The following is a 24,877-nucleotide window of genomic DNA, read 5'->3' as shown; positions in this document are numbered from 1 at the left end:
TAACGAGCACCAGCCTTGTGGAGGGATTTATCCCCTTGCTACAAGGCAGGTGTTCGTCTGAGGATTTTTCAAGCGCTTAAGCGATGGCGCCACCTGCCCTCAACCGGGCGATGTCACCCTGCCCCAACCCCAGCCCTTGCAGCACGCTGATCGTGTGCTCACCGGTCCGCGGCACTGCCCCCGCCTGCGATGGCGTGCGACTGAAGCGCGGAGCCGGTGCCGGGCACGGGGCGCCATTGACTTCAATGAAATTATTGCGTGCCACATGGTGCCGGTGGCGGGACGCTTCAGCGAAGTCCAGGACCGGCGCGACACAGGCGTCGCTGCCTTCGAGCAACTGCGCCCACTCGTCACGGCTACGGGTGAGAAACAATGCCTCCAGCTTGCTGCGCAACGCCGGCCATTGCTGGCGATTCCATTGCTCGGCGAAATCCGCATCGGTAATCCCGCACAGTTCGAGCATCAGGTGGTAGAACTGCGGCTCCACCGGCCCCACCGACACGAACTTGCCATCGGCGCAGGTGTAGCAACCGTAGAAGTGGGCGCCACCGTCGAGCAGGTTGGCCTCGCGTTCATGCTGCCATTTTCCCGAGGCGAGAAAGGAGTGATACATCGTGGTCAGCAGCGAAGTGCCGTCGCAGATGGCCGCATCGATTACCTGGCCCTTGCCGGACTGACGGGTCTCATGCAAGGCACTGACAATGCCCAGTGCCAGCATCATGGCGCCGCCCCCCATGTCCCCCACCAGGTGCAGCGGCGGTGTCGGAGCCCGGTCGGCGTGGCCCATGGAATGCAGGGCGCCGGTCAGGGCGATGTAGTTGATGTCGTGGCCGGCCGCCAGGGCCAGAGGCCCATCCTGGCCCCAGCCGGTCATGCGGCCGTAGATCAGCCGTGGGTTGCTCGCCAGGCATTGTTCGGGACCCAGCCCCAAGCGCTCCATGACACCGGGCCGAAAGCCTTCGATCAGAATGTCGACGTCCTCGACCAGCTTCAGCAGGACGTTTCTGGCGCCCGGTTTTTTCGGGTCGATGGCGATACTCTTTCGCCCCCGGTCCACCATCGACCCGCCTGGGCCCAGCACGCCCGGAATCAGGCGATCGACGCGGATGACTTCGGCGCCCATATCGGCCAGCAGCATGGCGCAAAAAGGCGCCGGGCCGATGCCGGCCATTTCCAGGACTTTGAGCCCTTGTAAGGGTCCTGCCATTTCAACTCTCCAGTGTTTGTTCTTGTAAGGCCAACAGGCGTTGCGCGTGACTGAGAACCGGGGCATCGATCATCTGCCCGTCCAATTGGAACGCTGCTTGAGTGGATTGCGCGGCCACCAGTACTTTGCGCGCCCACAGCAATTGGCTTTCAGTGGGTGCAAGGGCCTCGTGCACCGTCGATACCTGTTTGGGATGGATGCACAAGGCACCGCCAAACCCCATGTCACGGGCGCGACCGAGCGCCAGGCGCAAACCGTCAAGGTCATCGAACGCCGGGAACACCGTATCCAGTGGTGCGACCAGGCCATTGGCCCGCGAATGCAGCAACACCGCCAGGCGCACCTGGTCGAGCACGCCTTCAGCGACGATGCTGCCTGTGTTCAAGCCAAGGTCGAGCCCCAGGTCCAGGGCACCGAAGGTCAGGCGCTCGACCCCCGCCGACGAAGCAATCTCGCCAAGGGCGAGCAATCCCCTGGCACTCTCGATGATGGGCCAGACCGGTTTGCCGATGGCCGCGACGCGCGCCACTTGATGGGCGCTTTCAGCCTTGGGCAACACAATGCCGGCCACACCGTCGTGGCGCTGGCAGAAACTCAGGTCCGCCTCGTGCTCGGCATGTTCGGCGGAATTGATGCGCACCAGTAACCGAACCTGCGCGGACCTGGCGAGAAACTCGCCGAGCAGCTCACGTGCCTGCCGCTTCAAATGTTCTTCGACGGCATCCTCGAAATCGACGATGACCACATCGGCGCCACAGGCCAGGGCTTTGGAAAAACGCTCGGGCCTGCTGCCCGGCACGAACAGTGCCGAGCGGGCATTTGCAAAAGCCATTGCATGACTCCTCGATAAAGGGGTTAAACAGCACCGGTCCGACGCAGGCGCTCGATGTCGCTGGCGGCATATCCCAACTCGGCCAGCAACCCGTCGGTGTGCTGACCCAGGCCCGGTACGCCATCCATTCGCGGTTCGAATGCGCTGTTGCGCCCCGGCGGCAACAAGGCCGGCAGTTTGCCTGCCGGGCTGTCGATCTCACGCCAGCGGTTGCGCGCCTTGAGCTGCGGATGAGCCCAGACTCCGGCCATGTCATTGACTTGGGCGTTGGCGATCTGGGCGGCGTCCAGGCGGGCGATCACCTGCCCGGCGCTGAGGGGTGCAAAGGCCTCGATGATTGCACCACGCAAGGCTTCGCGATGGCTGACCCGCAGGCTGGTGCTGGTGAAACGCCCATCGTCGAGCAACGCCGGACGCTGCAATACCTGCTGGCAGAACAGCGTCCATTCACGGTCGTTTTGCACGCCGAGCATCACCGTCCCACCGTCGCCGGTGGGAAACGGCCCGTAGGGGTAAATGGTCGCGTGCGCGGCACCGGCGCGTGCCGGTGGCGTGGCGCCTTCGAAGGCGTAGTACATCGGGAAGTTCATCCACTCGACCATGCTTTCCAGCATCGATACATCGATACGGCTGCCCTCCCCGGTCCTGCTGCGCAACAGCAGGGCCGAGAGAATGCCCGTGTAGGCATACATGCCCGCCGAGATGTCGGCGATGGAGCAACCGGCCTTGGCCATCTCCTGCTCTCCCGGCCCGCCGGTCACCGACAGAAAGCCGCTCTCGCTCTGGATCAGCAGGTCGTAGGCCTTCTTGTCCTGGTAGGGGCCACCTTCGCCATAGCCGGAAATATCGCAGACGATCAGTCGCGGAAAGCGTTCGTGCAAGGCGTCGAATCCCAGGCCCATGCGCGCGGCGGCGCCGGGGGCGAGGTTCTGCACCAGCACATCGGCCTGCCCCAACAACTGTTCCAGCACGGCACCGGCCTCTTGCTGCTTGAGGTCCAGGGTCAGGCTTTCTTTCGAGCGATTGGTCCAGACAAAGTGCGAGGCCAGGCCCCGGGTACGTTCATCGTAGCCACGGGCAAAATCCCCCGACCCCGGGCGCTCGACCTTGATCACCCGCGCGCCCATGTCCGCCAACTGGCGGGTGCAGAATGGCGCGGCAATCGCATGCTCCAGGCTGATCACGGTGATGCCGTCCAGCGGCCGTGGTGCGTTAGCCAAATCGTCCATGGGCTTACTCCGTCAAACCGCTGAGGTTGGCGGTCGCGCGAAGCGCCCAGACCCGGTCGATCAACACGCGGGCGCGCCGGGTGTCGGTGTCGCCGGCAAAGGCCAGCAAGCGCTCGAACTTGTCTTCCAGTTCCGGCCGCGACAGGGTGTTGCCCGGGTCGCCCTTGGGCTCGTCGATGGCGGCCGTAAACTCGCGGCCATCGGTGGTGCAAACCTCCACCCGGCCCAGCCAGCGTTGCGGATAGGCGTCGTCGACCTCGGCGTCCAGTTGCATGCGGGTCTTCACACGCACAGCGGCAACATTCGGGTCAGTCAGGGCGAACCGATCGAACTCCGGCAAACCGGCCTTGCCATGCACGGCGATCAGGCCCAGCACCGCCCCCATGGAGAACTTGGCCTGGTGCACGGTTTGCGGGACATCCACGCGCCCCAGTACATCGATTGCCGCCTGATGAACGCGGGTAGTGATGCCGGCGATATGCTCGTGCTTGAGGTTCTCGCGTTGCATCAGGTCCAGCAAAGCGTCGGCGGCCGGGTGGGTATGACGGCAGGACGCATGGAACTTGAACGAGGTTTCCAGCAATGCCCAGCGGCTGCCGAGGCGATCGGACAGGCATGCCGGTCGAGCGTCACTCGACATGCCGGCGGCCATGCCCTGCTCGCCTTCAAGGATATTGCGCGCCCCGGTCAGGCCATCGGCCGTGAGATAGGCCGCCAGCAACCCGTCCGCCGCCGCCTTGGCGGTGTGCAGTTGCTTGGAATCGGCGGCGTCACGCAAAAACTCCCACAAGCCGGCGGCCTGGGTGCCGGCACTGCCCAGCAAGTTGATGAATTGCTCCTGGTCGAAGTTCATCAGCTTGCCCACCGCCACGGCGGCCGCGAGGGTGCCGACGGTGGCCGTGGTGTGAAAAATCCGATAGTGCGAACGGCCCAGGAACTCGCCAATGCGGATGCCAGCCTCGTACCCGGCCACCGAGGCCAGCAACAGTTCCCGGCCAGTCTTGCCCAGATCCTGTGCGGCAGCCAGCACCGCCGGGAACACCACGGTCGCCGGGTGCAGTACGGAACTGTTGTGCAGGTCGTCCTGCTCGACCAGATGGGAGGACGCCGCATTGACCAGGGTCGCGAAACAGGCCGAAGTGCGTTGACCGCTCACCACAATGGTGGACGGTCCGGTGCCAGGCCCCATCAATTCGGCATAACGTTCGAACAACGGGATCGGGTGCGCACCCTGGCTGGCCAGGGCCGAGCCCAACCAGTCAAGGAACAGGTCTTCGGTGCGGGCCAGCACCGCATCAGGCAGATCGTCATAACGCAATTGGGCGAGGAACGCCGCCAGTGCTTGAGTGTGGTTCATCGGTGGGTCCTCAGAAGCTGCGCGGCAGTTCGAGCAAGTGCTCGGCGACATAGGAAAGAATCAGGTTGGTCGAGATCGGCGCCACCTGGTAAAGGCGGGTCTCGCGGAACTTGCGCTCCACGTCGTACTCACAGGCGAAACCGAAGCCGCCGTGGGTTTGCAGGCAGGCGTTGGCCGCTTCCCAGGACGCCTTTGCCGCCAGGTACTTGGCCATGTTGGCGCTGGCCCCGGCATTGCGCCCGGCGTCGTATTCCTCACAGGCGCGCCAGCGCATCAGGTCCGCCGCTTCGATCTCGATATGCGCCTCGGCAATCGGGAACTGCACACCCTGGTTCTGACCGATCGGACGGCCGAACACCACGCGGTCACGGGCATAGGTGCTGGCCTTCTCGATGAACCAGCGGCCATCGCCGATGCATTCGGCGGCGATCAGGGTGCGCTCGGCGTTGAGGCCGTCGAGGATGTATTTGAAGCCCTTGCCTTCCTCACCGATCAGGCTCGAAGCCGGGATCTGCAGGTTGTCGAAGAACAGCTCGTTGGTCTCGTGGTTGACCATGTTGGCAATCGGCTGCACGGTCAGGCCGTTGCCGATGGCTTCGCGCAGGTCGACCAGGAAGATCGACATGCCTTCGGATTTTTTCTTCACCTCGGCCAGCGGCGTGGTGCGCGCCAGCAGGATCATCAGATCCGAATGCTGTATGCGCGAGATCCAGACCTTTTGTCCGTTGATGATGTATCTGTCGCCCTGGCGCACTGCCGAGGTCTTGATCCTGGTGGTGTCGGTGCCGGTGGTCGGCTCGGTCACGCCCATCGATTGCAGACGCAGTTCGCCCGAGGCCAGGCGTGGCAGGTAATTGCGCTTCTGTTCTTCGCTGCCGTGACGCAGCAGCGTAAACATGTTGTACATCTGCCCGTGGACGGTGCCGGAATTGCCGCCGCAGCGGTTCACCTCCTCAAGGATCACCGAGGCTTCGGCCAGGCCAAGGCCGGAACCGCCGTACTCGACCGGGATCATCGCCGACAACCAGCCGGCCTGGGTCATGGCGTCGACGAAAGCCTCCGGGAAGCCCTTCTCTTCATCGATCTTGCGCCAGTAGGCGGCATCGAACTGCGCACACAGGGCGCGTACACCCTCGCGGATGGCCATGATTTCTTGTTCTTGTGTAGAGGACAGCATTGCTTCAACTCCCAACTGCGGCGCAATGGCCAGGTGTGTTCGAGAACTTACTCAAAGTGAATTTCGCTGGATTGGGCCAGCCCGCTTTCGCTACCGGCCCAGGTTTGGGCGATGCCGGTGCCGGTGATCCGACCGCCGACTTCGAAGGCGCGGGGTGCGATCAACGGACGCAAACCGCGGAAAGAGAACTGTCGCAGGCGTGCGTCCGGGTTGGCGCGACAGAACGCGGCCACCGTCAGGGTGGCGATCAGCGGGCCGTGCACCACCAGCCCCGGATAGCCCTCGACCGCCGTGGCGTAGGGTTCGTCGTAATGGATGCGGTGCGCGTTGCAGGTCACCGCCGAGTAACGGAACAGCGTCACTGGCGAGGGCACGAACGTTTCCTGCCAGTCGCCGGCGATCAGCGGCTGATTGCTGCTGAGTTTGGGTGGCGAAGGCTCGCGGTAGACGATGTCCTGCTCTTCGCTGATCGCCAGCCGACCGTCCTGGCGGTAGTCATGCCGCACCGTGACAAACAGCAGCTTGCCTGTGGTACCGGCCTTTTCTTCAGCCTTGACGATGGTCGACCGGCGGGTGGCCTTGATGCCGACACGCAGTGGCTCGAGGAACCGCACCCGGCCCCCGGCCCACATGCGGCTGCGCTTGGCCGGGGGCGGCAGGAACGCGCCGTCGTGCGGGTGCCCGTCTTCACCCAGCCGGGCAGTCTCGATCGGGCACTGGAAAAATGCCCAATGCCACAACGCTGGCAGCGCTTCTGTCGGTTGTATGAGCGGCTGCCCCAGTGTCGCGGCGATGCGCGCCACCTGGCTCGGATCGATCAGGTCGTCGACCTCTTCGGTGCGGCCTGTCCAGGCATCATTGGTCAAGTTATCCATAAACGATTCTCTTGTCGTAGTAGTCAAAGGCGCGGTCAGAGCAACAACCCGAGGGCCTGGGCACGCATCACCGCCAGGGTGCGACCGCTGACGCCCAGCTTGTGGTTGACGCTGCGCGCATGGGTCTTGACGGTGTTGAGTGAAATGAACAGCTGCTTGCCGATTTCCTTGTTGGTCAGGCCTTGCGCCAGCAGCTTGAGGACGGCGGTTTCCCGAAGGGTCAGCAGGGAAGATTCAACGGGCGTCACCATTGCCGGAGGCGAGAGATCGTGTGGCGCGCCCAGCAGCTTCAGCCGTTGTGCCTCCAACGCAGGCTGGAACAGGTGCTCAGGGACATTCCCGCGCTGCATGATTCGCTGGGCGTCGCGCAAGAGCATGGCGGCGCGTTCACTGTCACCACGCCGGGCCGTCAGTTCGGCCTGGATGACCAGAACCCGCAGGATCCAGGGGTCACCGACTTCCATGGCGAGGCGTTCGCTGGCGTGCAGGTTCTCTGCGCATTCATCCAGGCGCCCAGCCAACACATGCAGTTCCGCCCGCAGCAGGTGCAATCGGCCTTTCAGCAAACGGTGCTGGCTCTCCAGGCCACGTGCATGCTCGAAACTGCGCAGCAGCAATGCTTCGGCCTGGGTCATTTCACCCCGCAGCATCAGCAAGCGGATGGCATCGACATCCATCAACAATTCGCAGGTCAGGCTGCCGTTGCGCCGCCCGATTTCGGTGGCCTTGTGCAAGTGATCCTGAGCGGTCGACAGGTCGCCATCCGTCATCGCCATCCGCGCGAGCATCGAGTGACACAGGATCGAGGAGCGCCAGTCCTGCGCCGGCAAATCCGCGATCGCCTCGTGGCAATGGGACCTTGCCGAAGCGGTATCACCACGCAACGCTGCCAGCGCCCCGTACAACGCCTGGACATTGGCAAGCAAGCGCAAATGCCGACCCTTGTCCGGCAAGGGCAAGAACTTGCCCAGGTTATCGATACAGGTTGCCGCTTCATCCAGGCGCCAACTGATCAGCAACGCCCGGGCAAACAGGCATAACAAACGCGGCGTACTGTGCAGCAACTCTTGAGGAATCTGTTCTTTCCAGTTCAGCAGCGCAGCGAGGTTGCATTCGCTGAGCAGCCATTCAAGGCTGATGTGCTCCAGGTAACTGGCGGCGACATCCGGTCTGCCGGCCAGCAGTGCCAGCTCGATTGCCGCATTGGGTTGGCCCAAGGCATGGTAGATGCGGCAGGCACGCAGGCGCAGGAGTTTCTGCGCACTGTTGCCCAGCATGCCCGACAGGGTCTGGGCCACCACGGGCAACAATTGGAACCAGTCACCCTCCCCTTGGGCCGGTAAGAAAAAGGAATGAGCCTTTTGCAGGCGCATGAACAACCGCGCGCCCTGTTGTCCCTCCCAAAGCTGCTCACACAGTTGCGCCGAGCATTTGGGCAGCTGTGCCAATTCGATGAGCGCCGCGCAATCCTGCCCGTCCAGCCGGCTCAGCCATTCGCGCTCCAGATAATCCCTGAGCCACGTGTGCGCGATGTGCCGGTCATCTTCGTCATTTTTTCCAGCGGCCAGAATCAGGCGAGTGCCTGCGCACCAGCCCCGGGTCCGTTGCCACAGGGCTTCGGATTGCGCCAACGATGCCTGTGGCGACAGGCGCAGTTGCAGGCAGCGTTGCTCTTGCGAGGTGAACGCCAATGACCGGGCATCCAGCTCGAGCAGATCGTCGGCCAGCAACAGTCGCGGCAGGTTCCAATCCGGTCGCTGTCGGCTGGTGACATACAGTTGCAACAAGGTCTGGGATGGCCAAGGAGACGGCCGATCAGTGCGTTGAGTGCGTCGCAGGCGTTGACCGGGAAATCATCGAGTACAAGATGCAGTTGCGAACTGCGAAGGCGAATTTGCTCCAGCAACGCCTGTTCACTGTCCACCGCTCCGGGCGCCGAGCCCAGGGCCGTAGAGAGCCGGGCCAGGAACTGATCGACCGACAGTGGTCGTGCGCCCAGTTCCAGCCAGACAACATCATCGACCGTCGACTGGCAGAAGTACTCGGTCAACAACGAACTCTTGCCATAACCCGCTGGCGCCCAGAGCAGGACCAGGCGCTTGGGCTGTGCAGCCAAACGCTCAATCAGCCGGGGGCGTGGCATGTGCGCTGAAGGCAAGTCCGGCGCGGTGGAATACTCGGTAAGGGCTGCGGCCCTGTCGACGTTGATGGATAACATTGCGCAGATCTCTTGCGGGTGATTAACCGCGGGCTGCCAGAACAAGGGTCGCTCGAACCGGCAGTCGGCAGTAGAGATATACGCAAGGGGGAAAAACGATGTAGAGCCGCAGCGGTCATTTACTGATCATCCCCGGCATCACACATCCAGCATCCATGTCGCCTGACAACCCGCCTTCGCGGGCAAGCCCTAATGCCAGTCAGTTAAGGAAATTGTAGGAGCGAGCACGCTCGCGATGGACTGGAGAACGCCGCGGGGTGCCAGGCTTCCAGCGTTATCGTTGACGACCATCGCGAGTGAACTCGCTCCTACAGAGACCTCAATTGCTTAACTGACCGGCGTTAGGGCTTGCCCGCGAAGGGTCCAGTGCCGCAGATGATCAGTTGACTCAGCGAACGCCTGCGTTGCGCAGGGCCGCCGGGGTGAAGTCGGCCATTTTCGGCGTGGTGTTGTAGGCAATGGCTCGCTTGGCTTCGTTGCTCAAGCCCTGGACGATGTAACGCCCGGCCATGAGGTCATACAAGGTGAACCCGGCATAGTTGGCGATACCTTCCTTGTAATCGTTGATCGCGAAGCCCTCGCCTACACGCCACAGCTGGCCGCGACCGTCATAGTGATCGACTTCGACAGCGGTCCAGGTGTCCTCATCGATGTACAGCGTACGCTTGGCATAGACATGCCGCTCACCCGGCTTCAAGGTTGCCTCGACTTGCCACACGCGGTGCAGCTCATAGCGGGTCAGGTCCTGGTTGATATGCCCGGGCTTGATGATGTCGGCGTATTTGAGCGAAGGCGAATACAACTTGTAGTTGTTGTAGGGAATGTACATTTCCTTCTTGCCCACCAACTTCCACTGATAGCGGTCTGGCGAGCCGTTGAACATGTCGGCGTTGTCGGCCGTACGCATGCCGTCGGCGGCGGTACCCGGGCCGTCATAGGCCACTTGCGGTGCGCGTCGCACGCGACGTTGGCCGGCGTTGTACTGCCAGGCCATGCGCGGTTCCTTGACCTGGTCGATGGTCTCGTGCACCAGCAGCACGTTGCCGGCCAGACGTGACGGCGCCGTCACTTCCTGTTTGTAGTAGAACAGGATGTTTTCGCTCTGCGCCCCATCGCCGCCCGGCATGTATTGCGGGAACGCCACATCGTCAGTGACTTCGACGATGGTGAAGTCGCCGTTGGTCTGCGGCACGGCCTGCGCCAGTTCGCGATGCAGGTTTTTGCCGCGATAGCGGGTCATGTGATTCCACACCACCTCGACACCGGACTTGGGGATCGGGAACGCATAGTAGTGCGAGACAAAATTGCTCAGGTCATTGCCGTCGTTTTCTGCCTGGGTGCTGACCGCACTCTTTTTCACCGCCTCGTAGACTTCCTGTGGCGAAGACGCGGTACGGTGGGTCTTGTACACCGGAATCCTGTAGGTATCCGGATAGCGTTTGAACAGGGCCATCTGGCCCTCGCTCAGCTTGTCCCTGTACTGCTCGGCGTTGGCAGCGGTAATGGTGAACAGCGGCTTCTCATCAGCGAACGGGTCACCCAGGAAACCCTTGCTGTCGATGGGGGCCGCATCGGCCTTCAAGCCCCCGGTCCAGGCCGGGATGCTGCCGTCGGCGTTACCCGCCTTCTCACCGCCCAGCGGCGTCAGGGTGGTGCCCAGTTTTGCCGCTTCATCCGGCGACACGGCCGCCAGCACGCTGGTGGTCACAAGTGTCAGCGCCAGGGCACCGACGCGCAGCATTATTGTTGTTTTCATATGCTTGTTCCTCATTTAGAAGTTCACGCCGAAGCTGAGCGCGACGTAGTCACGATCGACGTTGGTGTTGAAGTCGCCGCCGAAGAAGTCCGTGTAACTGAGGCTGGCGGTATAGGTGCTGCGGTAATCGGCATCCAGGCCGACGCTGATGGCCTTGGAGCCCTCTTCGAAGTTCGGACCGTAGCCCTGCACGTCATGGGACCAGGCCAGGTTCGGCGACAGGTTGATGCCGGCGATCACGTTCGGGTAATCGAGCTTGGCGCGGGCGCGGTAGCCCCAGCTGTTACTGGTGTAGAAGCCATCGTCGTTGCACTCTTGCGCCGGGTTGCTGGCGGTCGCAGTGCCCACGGCCGTACCCCGGCAAGCAGCGGCGGCGGCCCCCAGCAGTTCGCCGGAACCAAAGACCGGATTGCGGCCGAAACGCACGCCGCTGCCATCGGCCTTGTCCAGGCCACCGATATGGTTGTAACCCACCTCACCGATCAGGGTCAGACGGTCTGCCCCCATGACCTGGTCGAAAAACCGGGTCGCGGTGACCTGGGCCTGGGTGACGGGCATGCGCTTGTAGCCATTGACTTCGGTGCCCAGGGTGTTGGCGGCGAATCCGGAAGTGATCAGCGGCGAGGTGGCCGTCAGCGTCGCCGCGCCGAGCAGGTCAGTCGTGTTGATTTGCAGTGGCATGTTCGGTCGGTAGCTGACTTCACCTCCCACAGAGGCACCGCCTACGCTCGTCTGAAAGCTCAGGCCATAGAGGTGGATGTCTTCGGGGTAGTCGATGAAGTAGGTGGCGCTGCGTACGCCGGCAAACGGATTGGCAGCCGATGCCCTGACAGTGCTCTGGGTGACACTCAGGTAAGGGTTGCGGCTGTGGTAGTTGATGGCATAGGCGCCCAACTCGGTATCGTTGAGCTCTGGAATGAACCAGCGCAGGGCCACGCCGTACTGACCGCCGTCGCGGGCGTCGTTGTCCTTGCCACGGGGAATGTAGGCATCGTCCAGGCCGGCCGCTACAGCCGCCGCACCGCCTGTATTCTTCGCTACACCCGGCGCCAGGTCCCGGCCTGCGGCGACCAGACGGTCATTGCAGCCTTGGGCGACCGGATCGGAACCGAAGAAAGTCCCGCAGTTGTCGACCACCGATTTGTCCCACTCCAGCTGGTAGAAACCTTCGGCGGTGATGTTTTCGCTCAGGCCTTGGGACAGGTAGAACATGTTGACCGGGATCAGGCCTTCCTTCACCTCGGCACCGGGACGGCGCAACGCCGCCACGTCGATCGGGTTGATGGTGTTGATCGAGTTACCGATGAAGGTACTCTCCCCCCAGCTCACCACCTGCTTGCCCACGCGCACGTTACCGGCGCGCTCGCCAAGGCTGTAGTTGTGGTAGATGAAGGAATCGAGGAACTGGGCGCCCTTGGACCGCGCAGCCTCGTCACGCCCCTTGTCGGAGATGTCGTAGAAATGCTGGTGACCGTCCTCTTGCTCAAAGTCGTACCAGTACTTGCCACGCACGAAGACACCACTTTCGCCGTACTTCAATTCCAGGTCGTGGGTGCCCTTGAAGATGGTCGAAAAGTTCTCGCCGGCACGGAAGTTCAGGCGGTTATCGTCAGAGGTACGCGATGAGCCAGTGGCTCCAGTGACGCCCTGGCTGTTGAAGTTGGAAATGAAGTGCTTGTCCGGATTGGTCGTCGACCAGCTACCACCGATCGACAGCGACGAGTCGAATTGCCCCTCGACTTCCCCCATGTTGAAACCCACGGCCTGAGCCTGACCGGCCAAACCCAAAGCGACGGCGATTGCCAGCGCATGCGGCGGAAACGGCCCGCGTTTTTTTGTTTTTATTGTGGTCATGCGGCTCTCCAGCAGAAACATAAACTTGAGTGGAGTCGCAATCCTATTGAGCGGGTTCGGGATATATCACTGCCCGGATGGGCGATTTTTCGTCTCACCCCTTTGGTGGCCGGTGGTGAATTTGGCGGCCTTTCGAGTGCCGTCTGGAGCAAGCCTGTTACCGCCAGTTACATCGTTATCAATGTCCCTTCTTCAGCAGCCCTGCCCCGCTGTTCCCTGCACAGTTTTTGGCCCCTGAAGCCAAACTCACGGCGGCATTCGCTCCCTATCCTAGGTCGTCCGCTTTCAGGTCACCCATCAAACAACAACAATCAAATCGGAGTCTTCATGTCGATTTCTGCCAAACCGGCTTTGTTACTCAGCCTGCTTGCAGCGCTGGTCGCGCAACAGGTTCATGCCACCGAACAGGCCGTCAGCAAACCCGCCAGCGCCATCACCACGGCGAAGAATGCCGAGGTGCTGAAAAACCTGCCCTTCAGCGACCGTACCGACTATGAGTCCGTCAGCCGTGGCCTGATTGCCCCGTTCACCGGACAGATCAAGAACGCCAGTGGCCAGGTGGTCTGGGACATCGATGCCTACAAGTTCCTGGCCAGGGAAAAGCCGGCCGACTCGGTCAACCCGAGCCTGTGGCGCCTGGCCCAGTTGAACGTACATGCGGGTCTGTTCGAAGTCGCGCCGAAGATTTACCAGCTGCGTGGCATGGACGTGTCGAACATGACCATCATCGAAGGCGATGACGGTCTGTTCATCATCGATCCGTTGACCGTCACCGAAACCGCGCGCGCAGCCCTGGACCTGTACTTCCAGCATCGCCCGAAAAAGCCGGTGGTCGCTGTCGCCTACAGTCATAGCCATGCCGACCATTTCGGTGGGGTGCGCGGTGTGGTCGACGAGGCGGACGTCAAGGCCGGCAAGGTGAAGATCTACGCCCCGGTCGGCTTCATGGAACACGTGGTCAGCGAGAACGTGTTCGCCGGCACTGCCATGGCCCGTCGATCCCAGTACCAGTTCGGTTCGTTCCTGCCACGTAGCGAGCAAGGCCAACTGGAAGCCGGCATGGGCAAGACCGCCCCTACCAACGGTTCGTTGACGATCATTGCGCCCACCGACCTGATCAGCCAGACCTACGAGACGCACAAGGTCGCCGGCTTCGACGTCGAGTTCCAGCTGACACCCGGCACCGAAGCCCCGGCGGAGATGAACTTCTTCCTGCCGCAACTGCGTGCTGTCTGCATGTCGGAAAACACCACGCAGATGATGCACAACATCCTCACCCCGCGCGGCGCCCTGGTGCGTGATGCCAAGGCCTGGAGCGAATACATCGACGCCAGCCTGGCGCGCTACGGTGACAAGGTCGACGTGATGTTCGTTTCGCACAACTGGCCGACCTGGGGTGGCGAACGCATCCGCGGCATGCTCGCCGACCAGCGCGACATGTATGCCTTCCTCAACGACCGTACCCTGCACCTGATCAACCAGGGCAAGTCACCGACAGAAGTGGCGCAGAACATGCAAAAGCTACCGGGTGACCTGGACCAGAAGTGGTACACCCGCGGCTACTACGGCTCGCTCAGCCACAACTCCCGTGCGGTTTACCAGCGTTACATGGGTTTCTACGACGGCAATCCGGCCAACCTTGACCCGCTGCCGCCGGTTGAAGCCGGTCAGCATCTGGTCAACGCCCTGGGTGGCGCCGATGCCGTGATCAAGCTGATGCAAGCTGCCATCGCCAAGGGCGACTACCGTTGGGCCGCGCAACTGGGTAACAATCTGGTGTTCGCTGCCCCTGACAACAAGGAGGCGCGGGACCTGCAAGCCGATGCCCTGGAACAGCTCGGTTACCAGGCCGAGAACGCCCTGTGGCGCAACATCTACCTGACCGGTGCCATGGAGCTGCGCAGTGGTGTACCGCAATACGAAGGCGCCAGGGCCAAGCCTGATCTGGTCAAGGCCATGACTCCGAAAATGTTCTTCGACTACCTCGCCGTGCGCCTGGACAGCGAGAAAGCCGTGGGACACGACATGGTCCTGAACTGGGTGTTCAACGACCTGCAACAACCCTACGCCCTGACCCTGCGCAATGGCGTGCTGACTCACCGCGACGGCATGAAGAACGACCAGGCCGTGCTCACCGTGAGCATGGACAAGACCACCCTGGACAAGATCAGCCTGCGTGAGCTGGATTTCCCGACGGCGATCAAACAAGGCGCGATCAAGCTCGAGGGCGATGGCAAGAAGTTGGGTGAACTCCTGTCGATGCTCGACAGTTTCAACGGGCAGTACAACATCGTCACTCCTTGATCACTGGACGCAAACGATGACGCGGGACACCTGTATACCCGCGTTGTCTGAACGTTTTTTCGCGAGCATGCTCGCTCCTACAGAATTCCTGCCTGACCCTGTAGGAGCGAGCACGCTGGCGATGGACGCCAACGATGACGCGGGACACCTGTATGCCTGCGTTGCCTGAATGCTTTTTTCGCGAGCATGCTCGCTCCTACAGGTTTGGTGGTTTGCATTCCTTCAACTGCCCCGCCGGGATGGCCAACAACAGCACCAACGCGCCGATGCAACTGATCACCGCAATACCTGCCGCCGCTGCCGAAGGAGTCAGGCACAGTGGAAGACCCATCGAGGGCACGCCTGCGATGGGCTTCACAGCGACTCTTACAGGGTTTGTTCCAGTTCAGGCACAGCCTCGAACAGATCGGCCACCAGGCCATAATCGGCGACCTGGAAGATCGGCGCTTCTTCGTCCTTGTTGATCGCAACGATCACCCTTGAATCTTTCATACCGGCCAGATGCTGGATCGCCCCGGAGATACCCACGGCGATGTACAGCTGTGGCGCAACGATCTTGCCGGTCTGGCCGACCTGCATGTCATTGGGAACGAAACCGGCGTCGACCGCCGCGCGGGAAGCGCCGACACCGGCGCCGAGCTTGTCGGCCAGCGAATACAGGTGCTTGAAGTTGTCGCCGTTCTGCATGCCGCGGCCGCCGGAAACGACGATCCGGGCAGCGGTCAACTCGGGACGGTCGGACGTGGCCAGTTCTTCACTGACGAAGGACGATTGACCGGCGTCGTGGACAGCCTCTACCCGTTCAACGGCAGCCGAACCACCTTCGGCTGCCACGGCGTCGAAACCGGTGGCACGCACGGTGATCACTTTCACTGCGGCGTTGGACTGAACGGTAGCGATGGCATTGCCGGCGTAGATCGGACGCTTGAAGGTATCCGGCGATTCAACCGTGATGATCTCGGAGATCTGGTCGACGTCCAGTTGCGCAGCCACCCGTGGCAGGATGTTTTTGCCGTTGGAGGTGGCGGGTGCAAGTACGTGGCTATAGCCTGCCTCATTAACCAGCGCGACGACCAGCGGTGCCGTGTTTTCCGGCAATTGGTTGGCATAGGCCGCGTTGTCGGCGACCAGCACCTTAGCAACACCCGCAATTTTCGTCGCCGCTTCAGCCACGGCGCCAACGTTGGCACCGGCGACGAGGACGTGGATGTCGCCGCCCATTTTCACGGCGGCAGCCACGGTGTTCAGGGTGGCCGAAGCCAAAACCTTGTTGTCGTGTTCAGCGATTACCAGGACGGTCATTCAGATCACCTTCGCTTCGTTTTTCAGTTTTTCGACCAGTTCCGCGACCGACTTGACCTTGATGCCCGCGCTGCGTGCCGTTGGCGCTTCAACCTTCAGGGTCTTGACGGTGGATAGCGTGGATACGCCCAGTGCGTTGGGCGTGACAGTTTCCAGCGGCTTCTTCTTGGCCTTCATGATGTTGGGCAGCGACGCGTAACGCGGCTCGTTCAGACGCAGGTCAGTGGTGACGATGGCCGGCATGCTCAGGGCCACGGTTTGCAGGCCGCCGTCGATTTCGCGGGTGACGGCCACGGTGTTGCCGCTGACCGCCACTTTCGAGGCAAAGGTGCCCTGACCGTAGCCGCTCAATGCGGCGAGCATCTGGCCCGTCTGGTTGTTGTCACTGTCGATGGCCTGTTTGCCGATGATCACCAATTGTGGTTGTTCCTTGTCGACCACAGCCTTGAGCAGCTTGGCCACGGCGAGAGCATTCAACTCGTCATTCGACTCTACGAGAACACCACGGTCGGCACCCAGTGCCAGCGCAGTGCGCAGTTGTTCCTGGGTGGCGGCCGGGCCGATGGACACCACCACGATTTCGCTGGCGATACCCTGCTCTTTCAAACGCACGGCTTCTTCCACGGCAATTTCGCAGAACGGATTCATGGCCATCTTGACGTTGGCCAGATCGACACCGGTGTTGTCCGCCTTGACGCGCACCTTCACGTTGAAGTCGACCACGCGCTTTACAGCGACCAGGACTTTCATAAGAACTCTCCAAAAAAAAGTGGCCCCACAGGAAATACCTCCCCCTGTAGGAGCGAGCACGCTCGCGATGGATCCCCAGACACCGCGGGGCGTCAGGCTGTCAGCGTTATCGTTGACCACCATCGCGAGCGTGCTCGCTCCTACAGGGCTGGCGTTATCCGATTGTGTAGGAGCGAGCATGCTCGCGATGGATCCCCAGACACCGCGGGGCGTCAGGCTGTCAGCGTTATCGTTGACGACCATCGCGAGCGTGCTCGCTCCTACAGGGGGTGGCGTTATCCCATTGTGCAGGAGCGGGCATACTCGCGATGGATTCCCGGACACCGCGGGGTGTCAGGCTGTCAGTGTTAGCGTTGACGACCATCGCGAGCGTGCTCGCTCCTACAGGGGGTGGTGTTATCCCAACGGTTCAGGCGACCTGCATCAATTTGCTGTAGGCCTTGAGGTGGTGGTCGTCGTCGCCGAACTGGTGGCTGATCATCACCAGGTGCTTGGCGTAGTGTGAACCCACGTACTCATCGGTCAGGCCGATGCCTCCGTGCAACTGAATGCTCTGCTCGCAGACAAGACGACCGGCGCGGGTGACGATGAACTTGGCGGCGGCCAGGGTGCGGCTGCGCTCTTCGCTGTCCGGCTGATCAGCCACACAGGCGGCCAGCATGGCCATGGAAGTGGCCTGGTCCAGTTCGGTGCGCATATCGACCATGCGGTGTTGCAGCACCTGGAACTTGCCGATCGGTTGACCGAATTGCTTGCGTTGCTTGAGGTAGTCCAGGGTCAGGTCGCAGGCGGCGGCCATGGCGCCGGTGGCTTCGGCGCACTGGGCCGCGATGGCCCGCCCTTGCTGGTAGCGCAGGGCAGCCAGGGCCTGGCCGTTTTCGCCCAGCAAGGCATTGGCTTCGATAAAGACGTCGTCCAGGTACAGCTCGCAACCCTTGAGGCCATCGGCCGTCGGGTAGACGCGGCGTTTCACGCCCTCGGCTTGCGGGTCGACCAGGAACAGGCTGATACCCTCTTCATCCCGGGCATTGCCCGCCACCCGCGCCGACACCAGGATCAGGCTCGCGCTTTGGCCTCCGATGACCGCCACCTTGCGACCGCACAGCCTGAAACCGCCCTCGACAGCTTCGGCACGGGTCTGCACGTCATTGAGGTGGTAATGACTTTGCGGCTCTTCGAAAGCCACGGCCAGTTGCAGTTCAGCGCTGGCGACCTGCCCCAGCAGGTCATTTTTCTGCGCTTCGCTACCCAGTTGCTGGATCAGACCGCCGGCATAGATCACCGATTGCAGGTAAGGCTCCAGGCACAGGCCACGGCCCAGTTCGGTCATGATCAGCATGGTTTCCACGCCAGTGCCGCCAAATCCGCCGTACTGCTCGGCGAACGGCACCGAGGTCAGGCCCAGCTCGCCCAGGGTCTGCCAGAAGGCCTCGCCATGGCCCAGTTCCGTATGGCGAAATTTCTCCCGCTGCTCGAAGCCATAGGCATCGCGTACCAGCCGTGCAGCGGTGTCCTGCAGCATTTGCTGCTCTTCAGTCAATTTGAAATCCATGATCGGAGCGACCTCATTACAGTTCGAGAATCATCTTGGAAACGATGTTCTTCTGAATTTCGTTGGAGCCGCCGTAGATCGACAGCTTGCGCATGATGAAATACTGGCTGGCGACGGTTGAGCTGTAGTCGGTGTGCAGCTCGTCTTCGCCGAAGGCCTTCTCCAGTTCGTCTTCCAGGAACGGCAACGCGTATGGGCCGACGGCTTTGCGCAACAGGTGGGTAATGGCCTGGCGGATCTCGGTACCCTTGACCTTGAGGATCGAACTTTCCGTACCGGGCACGCCGCCTTCGCTGCTGGTGGCCAGGATGCGCAGGTTGCTCATCTCGGTGGCCATCAGTTGCATTTCCACTTCGGCGATCTGCGCTCGGAACAGCGGGTCTTCAATCAGCGGACGGCCGTCGCACAGCTCGCGACCGGCAATGGCCTTGAGGTGCTTGAGCAAGGCTTTGGACGCGCCGATGCCGGCAAGACCGGTACGCTCGTGGGTCAGCAGGTACTTGGCGCAGGTCCAGCCCTGGTTCTCTTCGCCCACCAGGTTGGCCACCGGCACACGCACGTCGTCGAAGAACACTTCGTTGACTTCATGATCGCCGTCCAGGGTGATGATCGGCCGCACGGTCACGCCCGGCGTCTTCATGTCGATCAGCAGGAAGGAAATGCCACGCTGGGCCTGTGCATCCGGGTCGGTACGTACCAGGCAGAAAATCCAGTCGGCGTGCTGGGCCATGGTGGTCCAGGTCTTCTGGCCATTGACGATGTAGTGGTCGCCATCACGCACCGCGCGGGTTTTCAGCGACGCCAGGTCGGAACCGGCACCCGGCTCCGAATAACCCTGTGCCCACCAGTCGGTGGAGTCGAGGATGCGCGGCAGGTAATGGGCTTTCTGCTGCGGGGTGCCGAACTTGATGATGACCGGCCCGACCATCACCACGCCGAACGGCAGCACACGTGGCGCGCCGTAAGCGGCGCACTCTTCGTCGAAGATGTGTTTGTGCACCACGCTCCAGCCTTTGCCGCCCAGCTCGACCGGCCACATGGGGGCATACCAGCCGCGCTTGTTCAGCGTTTGCATCCAGCTGACGTTATCGGCCTTGGACAGACGCTTGCCAAGCTTGACCTTGGCCGCCACATCGGCCGGCAAGTTCTTGTGCAGAAAATCGCGCACCTCCTCACGGAAGGCGAGCTCATCGGGGGTGAAATGGATGTCCATCAAGACTCCTCGAGCAGTGTGTAGGAACACCTGGCAGGGTGAATGCCAAGGGCTTTGCAGCGGGCATCGAGTATCGGCCTGCCCTTTTTGAAACGCTCTAGATCGTTCGAACCAATTTGCAGGCGCGTGCTGCTCAGGCCTGGCGATACTGCCGGGGCGTGAGGCCATACTGCTTTCGAAACGCCCGGGTGAAATTGCCGGGCTGGCTATAGCCCATCAGGCTGGCGATGTGCTCGATGGGATGGGTGGAGCTTTTCAGCCACAGCCGTGCCTCGGCCAACCCCTGGTCTTCGCAGGCAGAGATCGGTTGCAGCGACTGCCAGTGTTCGAGCATGGTCCGATGGAAGAACTCGTCGGCTTTTACATGGCGCCATTGAAGGGCTTCGAGCGGGACCTCGAAGGCCGGCGAAGACGCGTACTCATAGGCCACCCCCCACTCATCCAGCGCCTCGGTGCATTGCTGTTGCGGTGTGATCCAGACCTTTTGCAGCAATTGCCCGGGTGCCTTGCCCACGCGGCGCGCCAGGTTGCGCAACAACGCCGACAAGGCCGCATCGAGCCAGAAGAAATGGGGGGCCGGCTGCGGTACCCGAAGGGTAAAAACCACCGATTCGGCGGTTTGCCGCATCTCGAGTCGCATGCGTTCGGTGAGCAACGGCAGGAACTGCTCCAGGCAACGCAAGCCTTCGGCCAGGGTCGGCGCCGAATCCATCAGGATGTTCAAGCCGTGCAGGCCGTTGGCGGTCAGGCGGTGGGACATGTCGCAGCCCATGCGCCTGTCGCCGCTGGCGCGCTCGCAGAGCTGGCAAAGCAATTCAAGGTGCTCATGGGGCAACTTGTGCAGTGGGTCCGAAAGCTGGCTGCGGCCGATACCGGCCTCGAGCAACAGTTGCGAGCTGTCCAGGCCCCGGGCAGACGCATGATCGAGCAACAGGCTGATCAGGGTGCTGGAAACGGAGAACGTTTTTGTCATTGTGATCATTCTCTTGTCTAGCGCTTTTGTGGCTTGGCGAACCGCTCGCGCCAGGCGCCAGGGCTGCTGCCATACCAGCGCTGGAAGGCGCGGGAAAAGCTGGAAAGGTCGCGGTAACCGAGCAGGTCGGTCACTTCGATCAGATTCAGGGACGAGCCCTTCAACAAGTCATAGGCCCGGTAACGACGGTATTCATCGAGCAGATCGCTGTACTGTCCGCCCTGGGCCTGCAAACGACGACGGGCGGTTCGCCGCGTGATGTGACGACGGCTGCAGAACGCCTCCAGTGTCGGTCCATTGGACAGCTCAAGGGCGATCTGATCGCAAACTTCGGCCAGCAGTGTGGGCCGGCTGCGCTGGTCGATGTCCGCGATCAACGCCTGCAACCGCGACACCAGTGCTTCGTCGCGACGGGTCACTTCGCGCACGAACAGGTCGCGGTCGAAGTGCAAGGCATGCCAGGGCTGTTCCCAACTGACCGAGGCTTGCAGGGCCGTTGCATGACGTGAAGCCTCGGTCAGCGCACTGTGGGCGAACGACAGGTGCCGCAAGGGCAAGCCGGGCTGACCGCAACTCAACATCTTGCGGCGCACCAGCGCGCACAACCCGGCCATCACGTAGTCGACCATCTGAGGCGCCGCCTTGAGGCTGCCGCAGTCATACAGGCGCACCTGCGCCTCATCCCCGCGAAACACCACTTCGCTGCGAAAATGCCCCTGGAATTCGGCCATGTAACGCACCAGATGCTCGAACCCGCGCTTGAGCGAGGACTCCGCATCAAACAGATAGCTCAAGCCGTTGGGTTGCCTGGACAGCAGGTCCAGTCCCAGTTCGAGGCCAATGCCGGGATCGCCGCTGTATTCGACGGCCAGGTCCCAGAAGCGCCGGGACATGAGGATCGGCACTCGCACCAGCGGCGTCCTGATTTCTTCGAGGCTGCGCTGGAACACCGCTTCGATCCGCTCTACGGCCAGGCCTCGACGCAACAGCCCTTCGATGGCCGGCAACAGGGTGGGCAGGTAGACGGTGTTGGGTGGCACTGCCGGCGATGGTTTGATCTGCGGGTGCATGACGTCGGTCCTGAAAGGCGGACCTTGCAGCAGCGTTGCTCCTGCAAGGAGGGTGTTCGGCTTGACGTCGAGTATCCCGCCCCGCCCGCCCACTGGCTCTAGATCGTTCGAACCAATTTCAGGACCAGCCGGATCAAAGCACCGCTTCACTGCCCAGGAACGCCGTGACCTGACTGGACAGCGTCCCGCCGTTGCCGTGCAGCAACGCGACATCGGCCTTTTTCAACTGCCGTGCGCCGGCGTTGCCACGGATCTGCGTCACCGCCTCGACGATCAGGAACAGCCCGTACATGCCCGGATGCACGCAGGACAATCCGCCACCGTTGGTGTTCACCGCCAGGCCGCCACCCGGTGCGATGTGCCCGCCCTGGACGAAACGCCCACCCTCGCCCTTCGGACAAAAGCCCAGGTCCTCGAGGAACAGGATGGTGTTGATGGTGAACGCATCGTAGAGCATCACCAGGTCGACATCGGCGTGCTTGACCCCGGCCATCTCCATGGCCCGTGGCGCACTTTCCGAAGCGGCAGTGACGGTCAGGTCCGGCATGCAGACCACCGAGCGGTGCCACTGGGCGCCGGCCGCGCCGAGGAAGTACACCGGTTTTTGCGGCAAGTGCCGTGCCCGATCCGAACGCACCAGTACCACCGCCGCGCCGCCGTCGGTGACCAGGCAGCAGTCGGCGGAACTCAACGGATCGCTGACCATGCGACTGGCCATTACGTCTTCGATGGTCAGCGGCCCACGGGCGAACGCCTCGGGGTTGAGGTTGGCCCAGCCACGCGCCGAAACAGCCACCTCGGCGAGCATTTCGCGAGTGGTGCCGTACTGGTGCATGTGCCGGCTGGCCGCCAGCGAGTACGAGGTGATCGGGTGCCGTGGTTTGTAGAACGATTCGTGCCACTGAGGCTCGCTCATCGACACCAGGCGCCCACCCGCCGTACGTTGGTTGGAGCCGTAGCAGACCAGCGCGGCATTGCACAGGCCGGCCTCCAGCGCCAGGGTCGCTTGCAGCAGGTGCATCTCGAAACTGGAACCGCCGACGTTGGTGCCGTCGACGTATCTGGGCTTGATGCCCAGGTATTCAGCCACCGACAGGGTCGGGAAGGCATGGGAACTGGTGGCGGCGAAAATGCCGTCGATGTCCTGCAGCTCGAGGCCAGCATCGGCAATCGCCTTGATCGAGGCCTGGCCCAGCAGTTCGATGGCGCTGAAACCTTTCGCTTCACCGCAACCGGCGGTACCGATGCCGACAATGGCGGTCTTGCCGCGAATCGCTTCATTCATGCTGTGACTCCTTGTTCAATCGGATCGAAGACGACGATGGCCACGCCCTCTTCCTCGACAATGCGTGCGCGGACCCGGCTGCCGATTGGCGCGGTTTCCTGGCCTTCGATGCGCGACATCATGCGCGGGCCTTCGTCCAGGTCGATCAACGCGACGTTATGACTGCCGTGGCGGGCGCGGTTGACGGTGATGGCATACACCGTGCCGGTGCCCTTGGCGGGAACCCACTCCAGATCGGTCTCGCCGGTGCCCGGGATCACCACCCGCGGGTAGAACACATAACGCCCGGTGGAACGGCTGCGCTGGATCATGAAACGGCTCTGGGCGAGGAAGCTCAGGTACTGGGCCTCTGGCCCCATTTCGCCTTCGATGGGCGTGGTCGTGTCGGTCATGCAAGGCTCCTGACTCAAGAAATGGATAAATGCGGATCACGCCTGTCCGTGCAGGGAGCGCGTGCTCTGGATGAAGGTGGCAGTACCGCGCGCCACCAGGCGCTCACCGTCCATCAATGAGCAGCTGGCGTTGCTCAGGCGTCGGCCCAGCTTGTGGATCTGCACATGGGCTTCGATCCAGCTGCCCTCGTGGGCCGGACTGATGTAGTCCAGGTTCAGGTTGATGGTCGCAGGCGGCAATTGGCTTTCCGACATCAAGCGAATGACCGTTCCAAAGGAGGTGTCGGCCAGGGTCGCGAGCATGCCACCGTGGGCAATGCCCAAGGGGTTCAGGTGCTGCGGCAGAATTCGCGCGCCCAGCACCAGGCGCGTGTAATCGACGTACACCGACTCGCACATCTGCACAAAGCCGACGCGCAACCTCATGGGTTCAAAACCGACGGGGACCTTGTGCTCGGCCATCCGCGCCCGCACGTCTTCACTCAGGTGGATAGCATTCATGTCGATCGAATCCTCACTTCAGTTGACCCAGGCCCGGGCCATGTGCAAGCGCTCTCGGCATTCCTCGACCATCCGTTCGATCAGCTCCTGGCAGCTGGGCACATCGCTGATCAGACCGACACATTGGCCGGCGGTGACGATGCCAGCGTCCGGCATGCCCTCCTCCAGCGCGGCGCGGCCACGGGCGCCGGCGACCAGATGGCGGATGTCCTCGAACTGGGCGCCACCGCGTTTCTCGATGCCCACGACTTCCTCGGAAATCGGGTTGCGCAAGACCCGTGCGGTGTTGTGCAGGGTGCGGAAGATCAGGCGGGTGTCACGCTCGCTGGCATTGACCAGCGCCTGCTTGATGTTGTCGTGGATGGGCGCCTCGAGGGTGGCGCAGAAGCGCGTACCCATGTTCACGCCTTCCGCACCCAGGGCCAGGGCCGCCGCCAGGCCGCGGCCGTCGGCGATGCCACCGGAAGCCACCACCGGGATTTGCAATTGGCGGGCCGCCAACGGAATCAACACCAGCCCCGGTACATCGTCTTCACCGGGGTGACCGGCGCATTCGAAGCCGTCGATGGACACCGCGTCCACCCCCAGGCGCTCGGCCGACAAGGCATGACGCACGGCAACGCACTTGTGGATCACCTTGATCCCGGCGGCCTTGGCCCGGGCAATGTGCTCGCCGGGGTTGTTGCCGGCGGTTTCGAGGATTTTCACCCCACTCTCGATGATCACATCCAGGTACTGCGCATAAGGCGGCGGGTTGATCGACGGCAACAGGGTGAGGTTGACCCCGAACGGCTTGTCGGTCATCGACCGGCAGCGCTCGATCTCTGCGGCCAGCGCCTCGGGCGTTGGTTGGGTCAGTGCGGTGAGGATGCCCAGGCCGCCTGCGTTGGAAACGGCGGCGGCCATCTCGGCACGACCCACCCACATCATGCCGCCCTGGATGATGGGGTAACGGATGCCGAACAGTTCTGTGATCCGTGTCTGCATGCTGTTGTCTCTCCAAAAAATGTACGAACGCCCCACCCTGTAG

Annotated in this window: 21 protein-coding genes and 2 pseudogenes; 2 read left to right on the top strand and 21 right to left on the bottom strand. The window is 62.3% G+C overall.

Features of this window, described 5'->3' with window-relative positions:
• Nucleotides 1–76 precede the first annotated feature (76 nt).
• The 8 genes and pseudogenes from CAG47_RS19935 to CAG47_RS29400 all read right to left on the bottom strand — a co-directional run.
• Nucleotides 77–1,207: a CaiB/BaiF CoA-transferase family protein gene (locus CAG47_RS19935; RefSeq protein ID WP_085726555.1), complete on the bottom strand. Its 1,131-nt coding sequence runs from the start codon at nt 1,205–1,207 to the stop codon at nt 77–79.
• A gap of 1 nt (nt 1,208) precedes the next feature.
• Entirely contained in the window at nt 1,209–2,039 is an 831-nt protein-coding gene (locus CAG47_RS19930; RefSeq protein ID WP_085726554.1) for a CoA ester lyase, read from the bottom strand.
• Between the two features lie 23 nt (nt 2,040–2,062).
• Nucleotides 2,063–3,268: a CaiB/BaiF CoA-transferase family protein gene (locus CAG47_RS19925; protein ID WP_085726553.1), complete on the bottom strand. Its 1,206-nt coding sequence runs from the start codon at nt 3,266–3,268 to the stop codon at nt 2,063–2,065.
• A 4-nt stretch (nt 3,269–3,272) separates the two neighbouring features.
• Entirely contained in the window at nt 3,273–4,625 is a 1,353-nt protein-coding gene (locus CAG47_RS19920) for an MmgE/PrpD family protein (RefSeq protein WP_085726552.1), read from the bottom strand.
• Between the two features lie 10 nt (nt 4,626–4,635).
• Entirely contained in the window at nt 4,636–5,802 is a 1,167-nt protein-coding gene (locus CAG47_RS19915) for an acyl-CoA dehydrogenase family protein (RefSeq protein ID WP_085726551.1), read from the bottom strand.
• A gap of 47 nt (nt 5,803–5,849) precedes the next feature.
• Nucleotides 5,850–6,677: a MaoC family dehydratase N-terminal domain-containing protein gene (locus tag CAG47_RS19910; RefSeq protein WP_085726550.1), complete on the bottom strand. Its 828-nt coding sequence runs from the start codon at nt 6,675–6,677 to the stop codon at nt 5,850–5,852.
• Between the two features lie 35 nt (nt 6,678–6,712).
• Nucleotides 6,713–6,901: pseudogene (locus tag CAG47_RS29405) on the bottom strand (LuxR C-terminal-related transcriptional regulator); the annotation flags it as partial.
• A gap of 48 nt (nt 6,902–6,949) precedes the next feature.
• A pseudogene (locus CAG47_RS29400) lies at nt 6,950–7,954 on the bottom strand (ATP-dependent transcriptional regulator); the annotation flags it as partial.
• Between the two features lie 518 nt (nt 7,955–8,472).
• On the opposite strand from CAG47_RS29400, the gene CAG47_RS19900 reads away from it, so the two are divergent.
• Nucleotides 8,473–8,829 (top strand): hypothetical protein, encoded by a 357-nt coding sequence (locus tag CAG47_RS19900; RefSeq protein WP_085726548.1) that lies wholly within the window; start codon nt 8,473–8,475, stop codon nt 8,827–8,829.
• Between the two features lie 454 nt (nt 8,830–9,283).
• On the opposite strand, the gene CAG47_RS19895 is transcribed toward CAG47_RS19900, so the two are convergent.
• Both CAG47_RS19895 and CAG47_RS19890 read right to left on the bottom strand, forming a co-directional pair.
• Complete coding sequence (locus tag CAG47_RS19895; protein ID WP_085726547.1) at nt 9,284–10,651, bottom strand: DUF1329 domain-containing protein; 1,368 nt, start codon at nt 10,649–10,651, stop codon at nt 9,284–9,286.
• A 15-nt stretch (nt 10,652–10,666) separates the two neighbouring features.
• Nucleotides 10,667–12,505 (bottom strand): DUF1302 domain-containing protein, encoded by a 1,839-nt coding sequence (locus CAG47_RS19890; protein ID WP_085726546.1) that lies wholly within the window; start codon nt 12,503–12,505, stop codon nt 10,667–10,669.
• 327 nt (nt 12,506–12,832) lie between these two features.
• Between CAG47_RS19890 and CAG47_RS19885 the strand changes: the two genes are divergently transcribed.
• The gene (locus tag CAG47_RS19885; RefSeq protein WP_085726545.1) at nt 12,833–14,809 is read left to right on the top strand and encodes an alkyl/aryl-sulfatase; all 1,977 of its coding nucleotides are present in this window, start codon (nt 12,833–12,835) and stop codon (nt 14,807–14,809) included.
• Between the two features lie 196 nt (nt 14,810–15,005).
• Here the strand turns inward: CAG47_RS19885 and CAG47_RS29060 are convergent, their stop codons facing one another.
• From CAG47_RS29060 to CAG47_RS19830, 11 genes are all read right to left on the bottom strand, one after another.
• On the bottom strand, nt 15,006–15,140 hold the full coding sequence (locus tag CAG47_RS29060; RefSeq protein WP_256577485.1) for a hypothetical protein: 135 nt from the start codon (nt 15,138–15,140) through the stop codon (nt 15,006–15,008).
• 35 nt (nt 15,141–15,175) lie between these two features.
• Entirely contained in the window at nt 15,176–16,111 is a 936-nt protein-coding gene (locus CAG47_RS19880; protein ID WP_085726544.1) for an electron transfer flavoprotein subunit alpha/FixB family protein, read from the bottom strand.
• Nucleotides 16,112–16,861: an electron transfer flavoprotein subunit beta/FixA family protein gene (locus CAG47_RS19875; protein ID WP_085726543.1), complete on the bottom strand. Its 750-nt coding sequence runs from the start codon at nt 16,859–16,861 to the stop codon at nt 16,112–16,114. It lies immediately after the preceding gene.
• A gap of 409 nt (nt 16,862–17,270) precedes the next feature.
• Nucleotides 17,271–18,413, bottom strand: coding sequence for an acyl-CoA dehydrogenase family protein (locus CAG47_RS19870; RefSeq protein ID WP_085726542.1), 1,143 nt, complete (start codon nt 18,411–18,413; stop codon nt 17,271–17,273).
• A 16-nt stretch (nt 18,414–18,429) separates the two neighbouring features.
• Nucleotides 18,430–19,626 carry an acyl-CoA dehydrogenase family protein gene (locus CAG47_RS19865; RefSeq protein WP_085726541.1) on the bottom strand — a complete coding sequence of 399 codons (1,197 nt, stop codon included), beginning with the start codon at nt 19,624–19,626 and terminating at the stop codon, nt 18,430–18,432.
• 133 nt (nt 19,627–19,759) lie between these two features.
• Entirely contained in the window at nt 19,760–20,599 is an 840-nt protein-coding gene (locus tag CAG47_RS19860) for an AraC family transcriptional regulator ligand-binding domain-containing protein (protein WP_158091323.1), read from the bottom strand.
• A gap of 17 nt (nt 20,600–20,616) precedes the next feature.
• Complete coding sequence (locus tag CAG47_RS19850; RefSeq protein WP_158091322.1) at nt 20,617–21,669, bottom strand: AraC family transcriptional regulator; 1,053 nt, start codon at nt 21,667–21,669, stop codon at nt 20,617–20,619.
• 133 nt (nt 21,670–21,802) lie between these two features.
• Nucleotides 21,803–22,954, bottom strand: a complete 1,152-nt coding sequence (locus CAG47_RS19845; RefSeq protein ID WP_085726538.1) for a thiolase — start codon at nt 22,952–22,954, stop codon at nt 21,803–21,805.
• The gene (locus tag CAG47_RS19840; RefSeq protein ID WP_256577484.1) at nt 22,951–23,346 is read right to left on the bottom strand and encodes a Zn-ribbon domain-containing OB-fold protein; all 396 of its coding nucleotides are present in this window, start codon (nt 23,344–23,346) and stop codon (nt 22,951–22,953) included. The genes CAG47_RS19845 and CAG47_RS19840 overlap by 4 nt, the downstream gene beginning before the upstream one ends.
• A 36-nt stretch (nt 23,347–23,382) precedes the next feature.
• The gene (locus CAG47_RS19835) at nt 23,383–23,847 is read right to left on the bottom strand and encodes a PaaI family thioesterase (protein ID WP_085726537.1); all 465 of its coding nucleotides are present in this window, start codon (nt 23,845–23,847) and stop codon (nt 23,383–23,385) included.
• Between the two features lie 18 nt (nt 23,848–23,865).
• On the bottom strand, nt 23,866–24,855 hold the full coding sequence (locus tag CAG47_RS19830) for a nitronate monooxygenase family protein (protein WP_256577490.1): 990 nt from the start codon (nt 24,853–24,855) through the stop codon (nt 23,866–23,868).
• Nucleotides 24,856–24,877 lie beyond the last annotated feature (22 nt).

Source organism: Pseudomonas sp. R37(2017) (assembly GCF_002113375.1).
Taxonomy (GTDB): domain Bacteria; phylum Pseudomonadota; class Gammaproteobacteria; order Pseudomonadales; family Pseudomonadaceae; genus Aquipseudomonas.
Note: the sequence above shows the minus strand (reverse complement) of the source record. Positions and strands in the feature narration are given on the sequence as shown.

Excerpts from the sequence above, each read along its gene's own strand:
- CAG47_RS19935 (WP_085726555.1), bottom strand. The coding sequence starts at position 1,207 with ATGGCAGGACCCTTACAAGGGCTCAAAGTCCTGGAAATGGCCGGCATC.
- CAG47_RS19930 (WP_085726554.1), bottom strand. The coding sequence starts at position 2,039 with ATGGCTTTTGCAAATGCCCGCTCGGCACTGTTCGTGCCGGGCAGCAGG.
- CAG47_RS19925 (WP_085726553.1), bottom strand. The coding sequence starts at position 3,268 with ATGGACGATTTGGCTAACGCACCACGGCCGCTGGACGGCATCACCGTG.
- CAG47_RS19920 (WP_085726552.1), bottom strand. The coding sequence starts at position 4,625 with ATGAACCACACTCAAGCACTGGCGGCGTTCCTCGCCCAATTGCGTTAT.
- CAG47_RS19915 (WP_085726551.1), bottom strand. The coding sequence starts at position 5,802 with ATGCTGTCCTCTACACAAGAACAAGAAATCATGGCCATCCGCGAGGGT.
- CAG47_RS19910 (WP_085726550.1), bottom strand. The coding sequence starts at position 6,677 with ATGGATAACTTGACCAATGATGCCTGGACAGGCCGCACCGAAGAGGTC.
- CAG47_RS19900 (WP_085726548.1), top strand. The coding sequence starts at position 8,473 with ATGGCCAAGGAGACGGCCGATCAGTGCGTTGAGTGCGTCGCAGGCGTT.
- CAG47_RS19895 (WP_085726547.1), bottom strand. The coding sequence starts at position 10,651 with ATGAAAACAACAATAATGCTGCGCGTCGGTGCCCTGGCGCTGACACTT.
- CAG47_RS19890 (WP_085726546.1), bottom strand. The coding sequence starts at position 12,505 with ATGACCACAATAAAAACAAAAAAACGCGGGCCGTTTCCGCCGCATGCG.
- CAG47_RS19885 (WP_085726545.1), top strand. The coding sequence starts at position 12,833 with ATGTCGATTTCTGCCAAACCGGCTTTGTTACTCAGCCTGCTTGCAGCG.
- CAG47_RS29060 (WP_256577485.1), bottom strand. The coding sequence starts at position 15,140 with ATGGGTCTTCCACTGTGCCTGACTCCTTCGGCAGCGGCGGCAGGTATT.
- CAG47_RS19880 (WP_085726544.1), bottom strand. The coding sequence starts at position 16,111 with ATGACCGTCCTGGTAATCGCTGAACACGACAACAAGGTTTTGGCTTCG.
- CAG47_RS19875 (WP_085726543.1), bottom strand. The coding sequence starts at position 16,861 with ATGAAAGTCCTGGTCGCTGTAAAGCGCGTGGTCGACTTCAACGTGAAG.
- CAG47_RS19870 (WP_085726542.1), bottom strand. The coding sequence starts at position 18,413 with ATGGATTTCAAATTGACTGAAGAGCAGCAAATGCTGCAGGACACCGCT.
- CAG47_RS19865 (WP_085726541.1), bottom strand. The coding sequence starts at position 19,626 with ATGGACATCCATTTCACCCCCGATGAGCTCGCCTTCCGTGAGGAGGTG.
- CAG47_RS19860 (WP_158091323.1), bottom strand. The coding sequence starts at position 20,599 with ATGACAAAAACGTTCTCCGTTTCCAGCACCCTGATCAGCCTGTTGCTC.
- CAG47_RS19850 (WP_158091322.1), bottom strand. The coding sequence starts at position 21,669 with ATGCACCCGCAGATCAAACCATCGCCGGCAGTGCCACCCAACACCGTC.
- CAG47_RS19845 (WP_085726538.1), bottom strand. The coding sequence starts at position 22,954 with ATGAATGAAGCGATTCGCGGCAAGACCGCCATTGTCGGCATCGGTACC.
- CAG47_RS19840 (WP_256577484.1), bottom strand. The coding sequence starts at position 23,346 with ATGACCGACACGACCACGCCCATCGAAGGCGAAATGGGGCCAGAGGCC.
- CAG47_RS19835 (WP_085726537.1), bottom strand. The coding sequence starts at position 23,847 with ATGAATGCTATCCACCTGAGTGAAGACGTGCGGGCGCGGATGGCCGAG.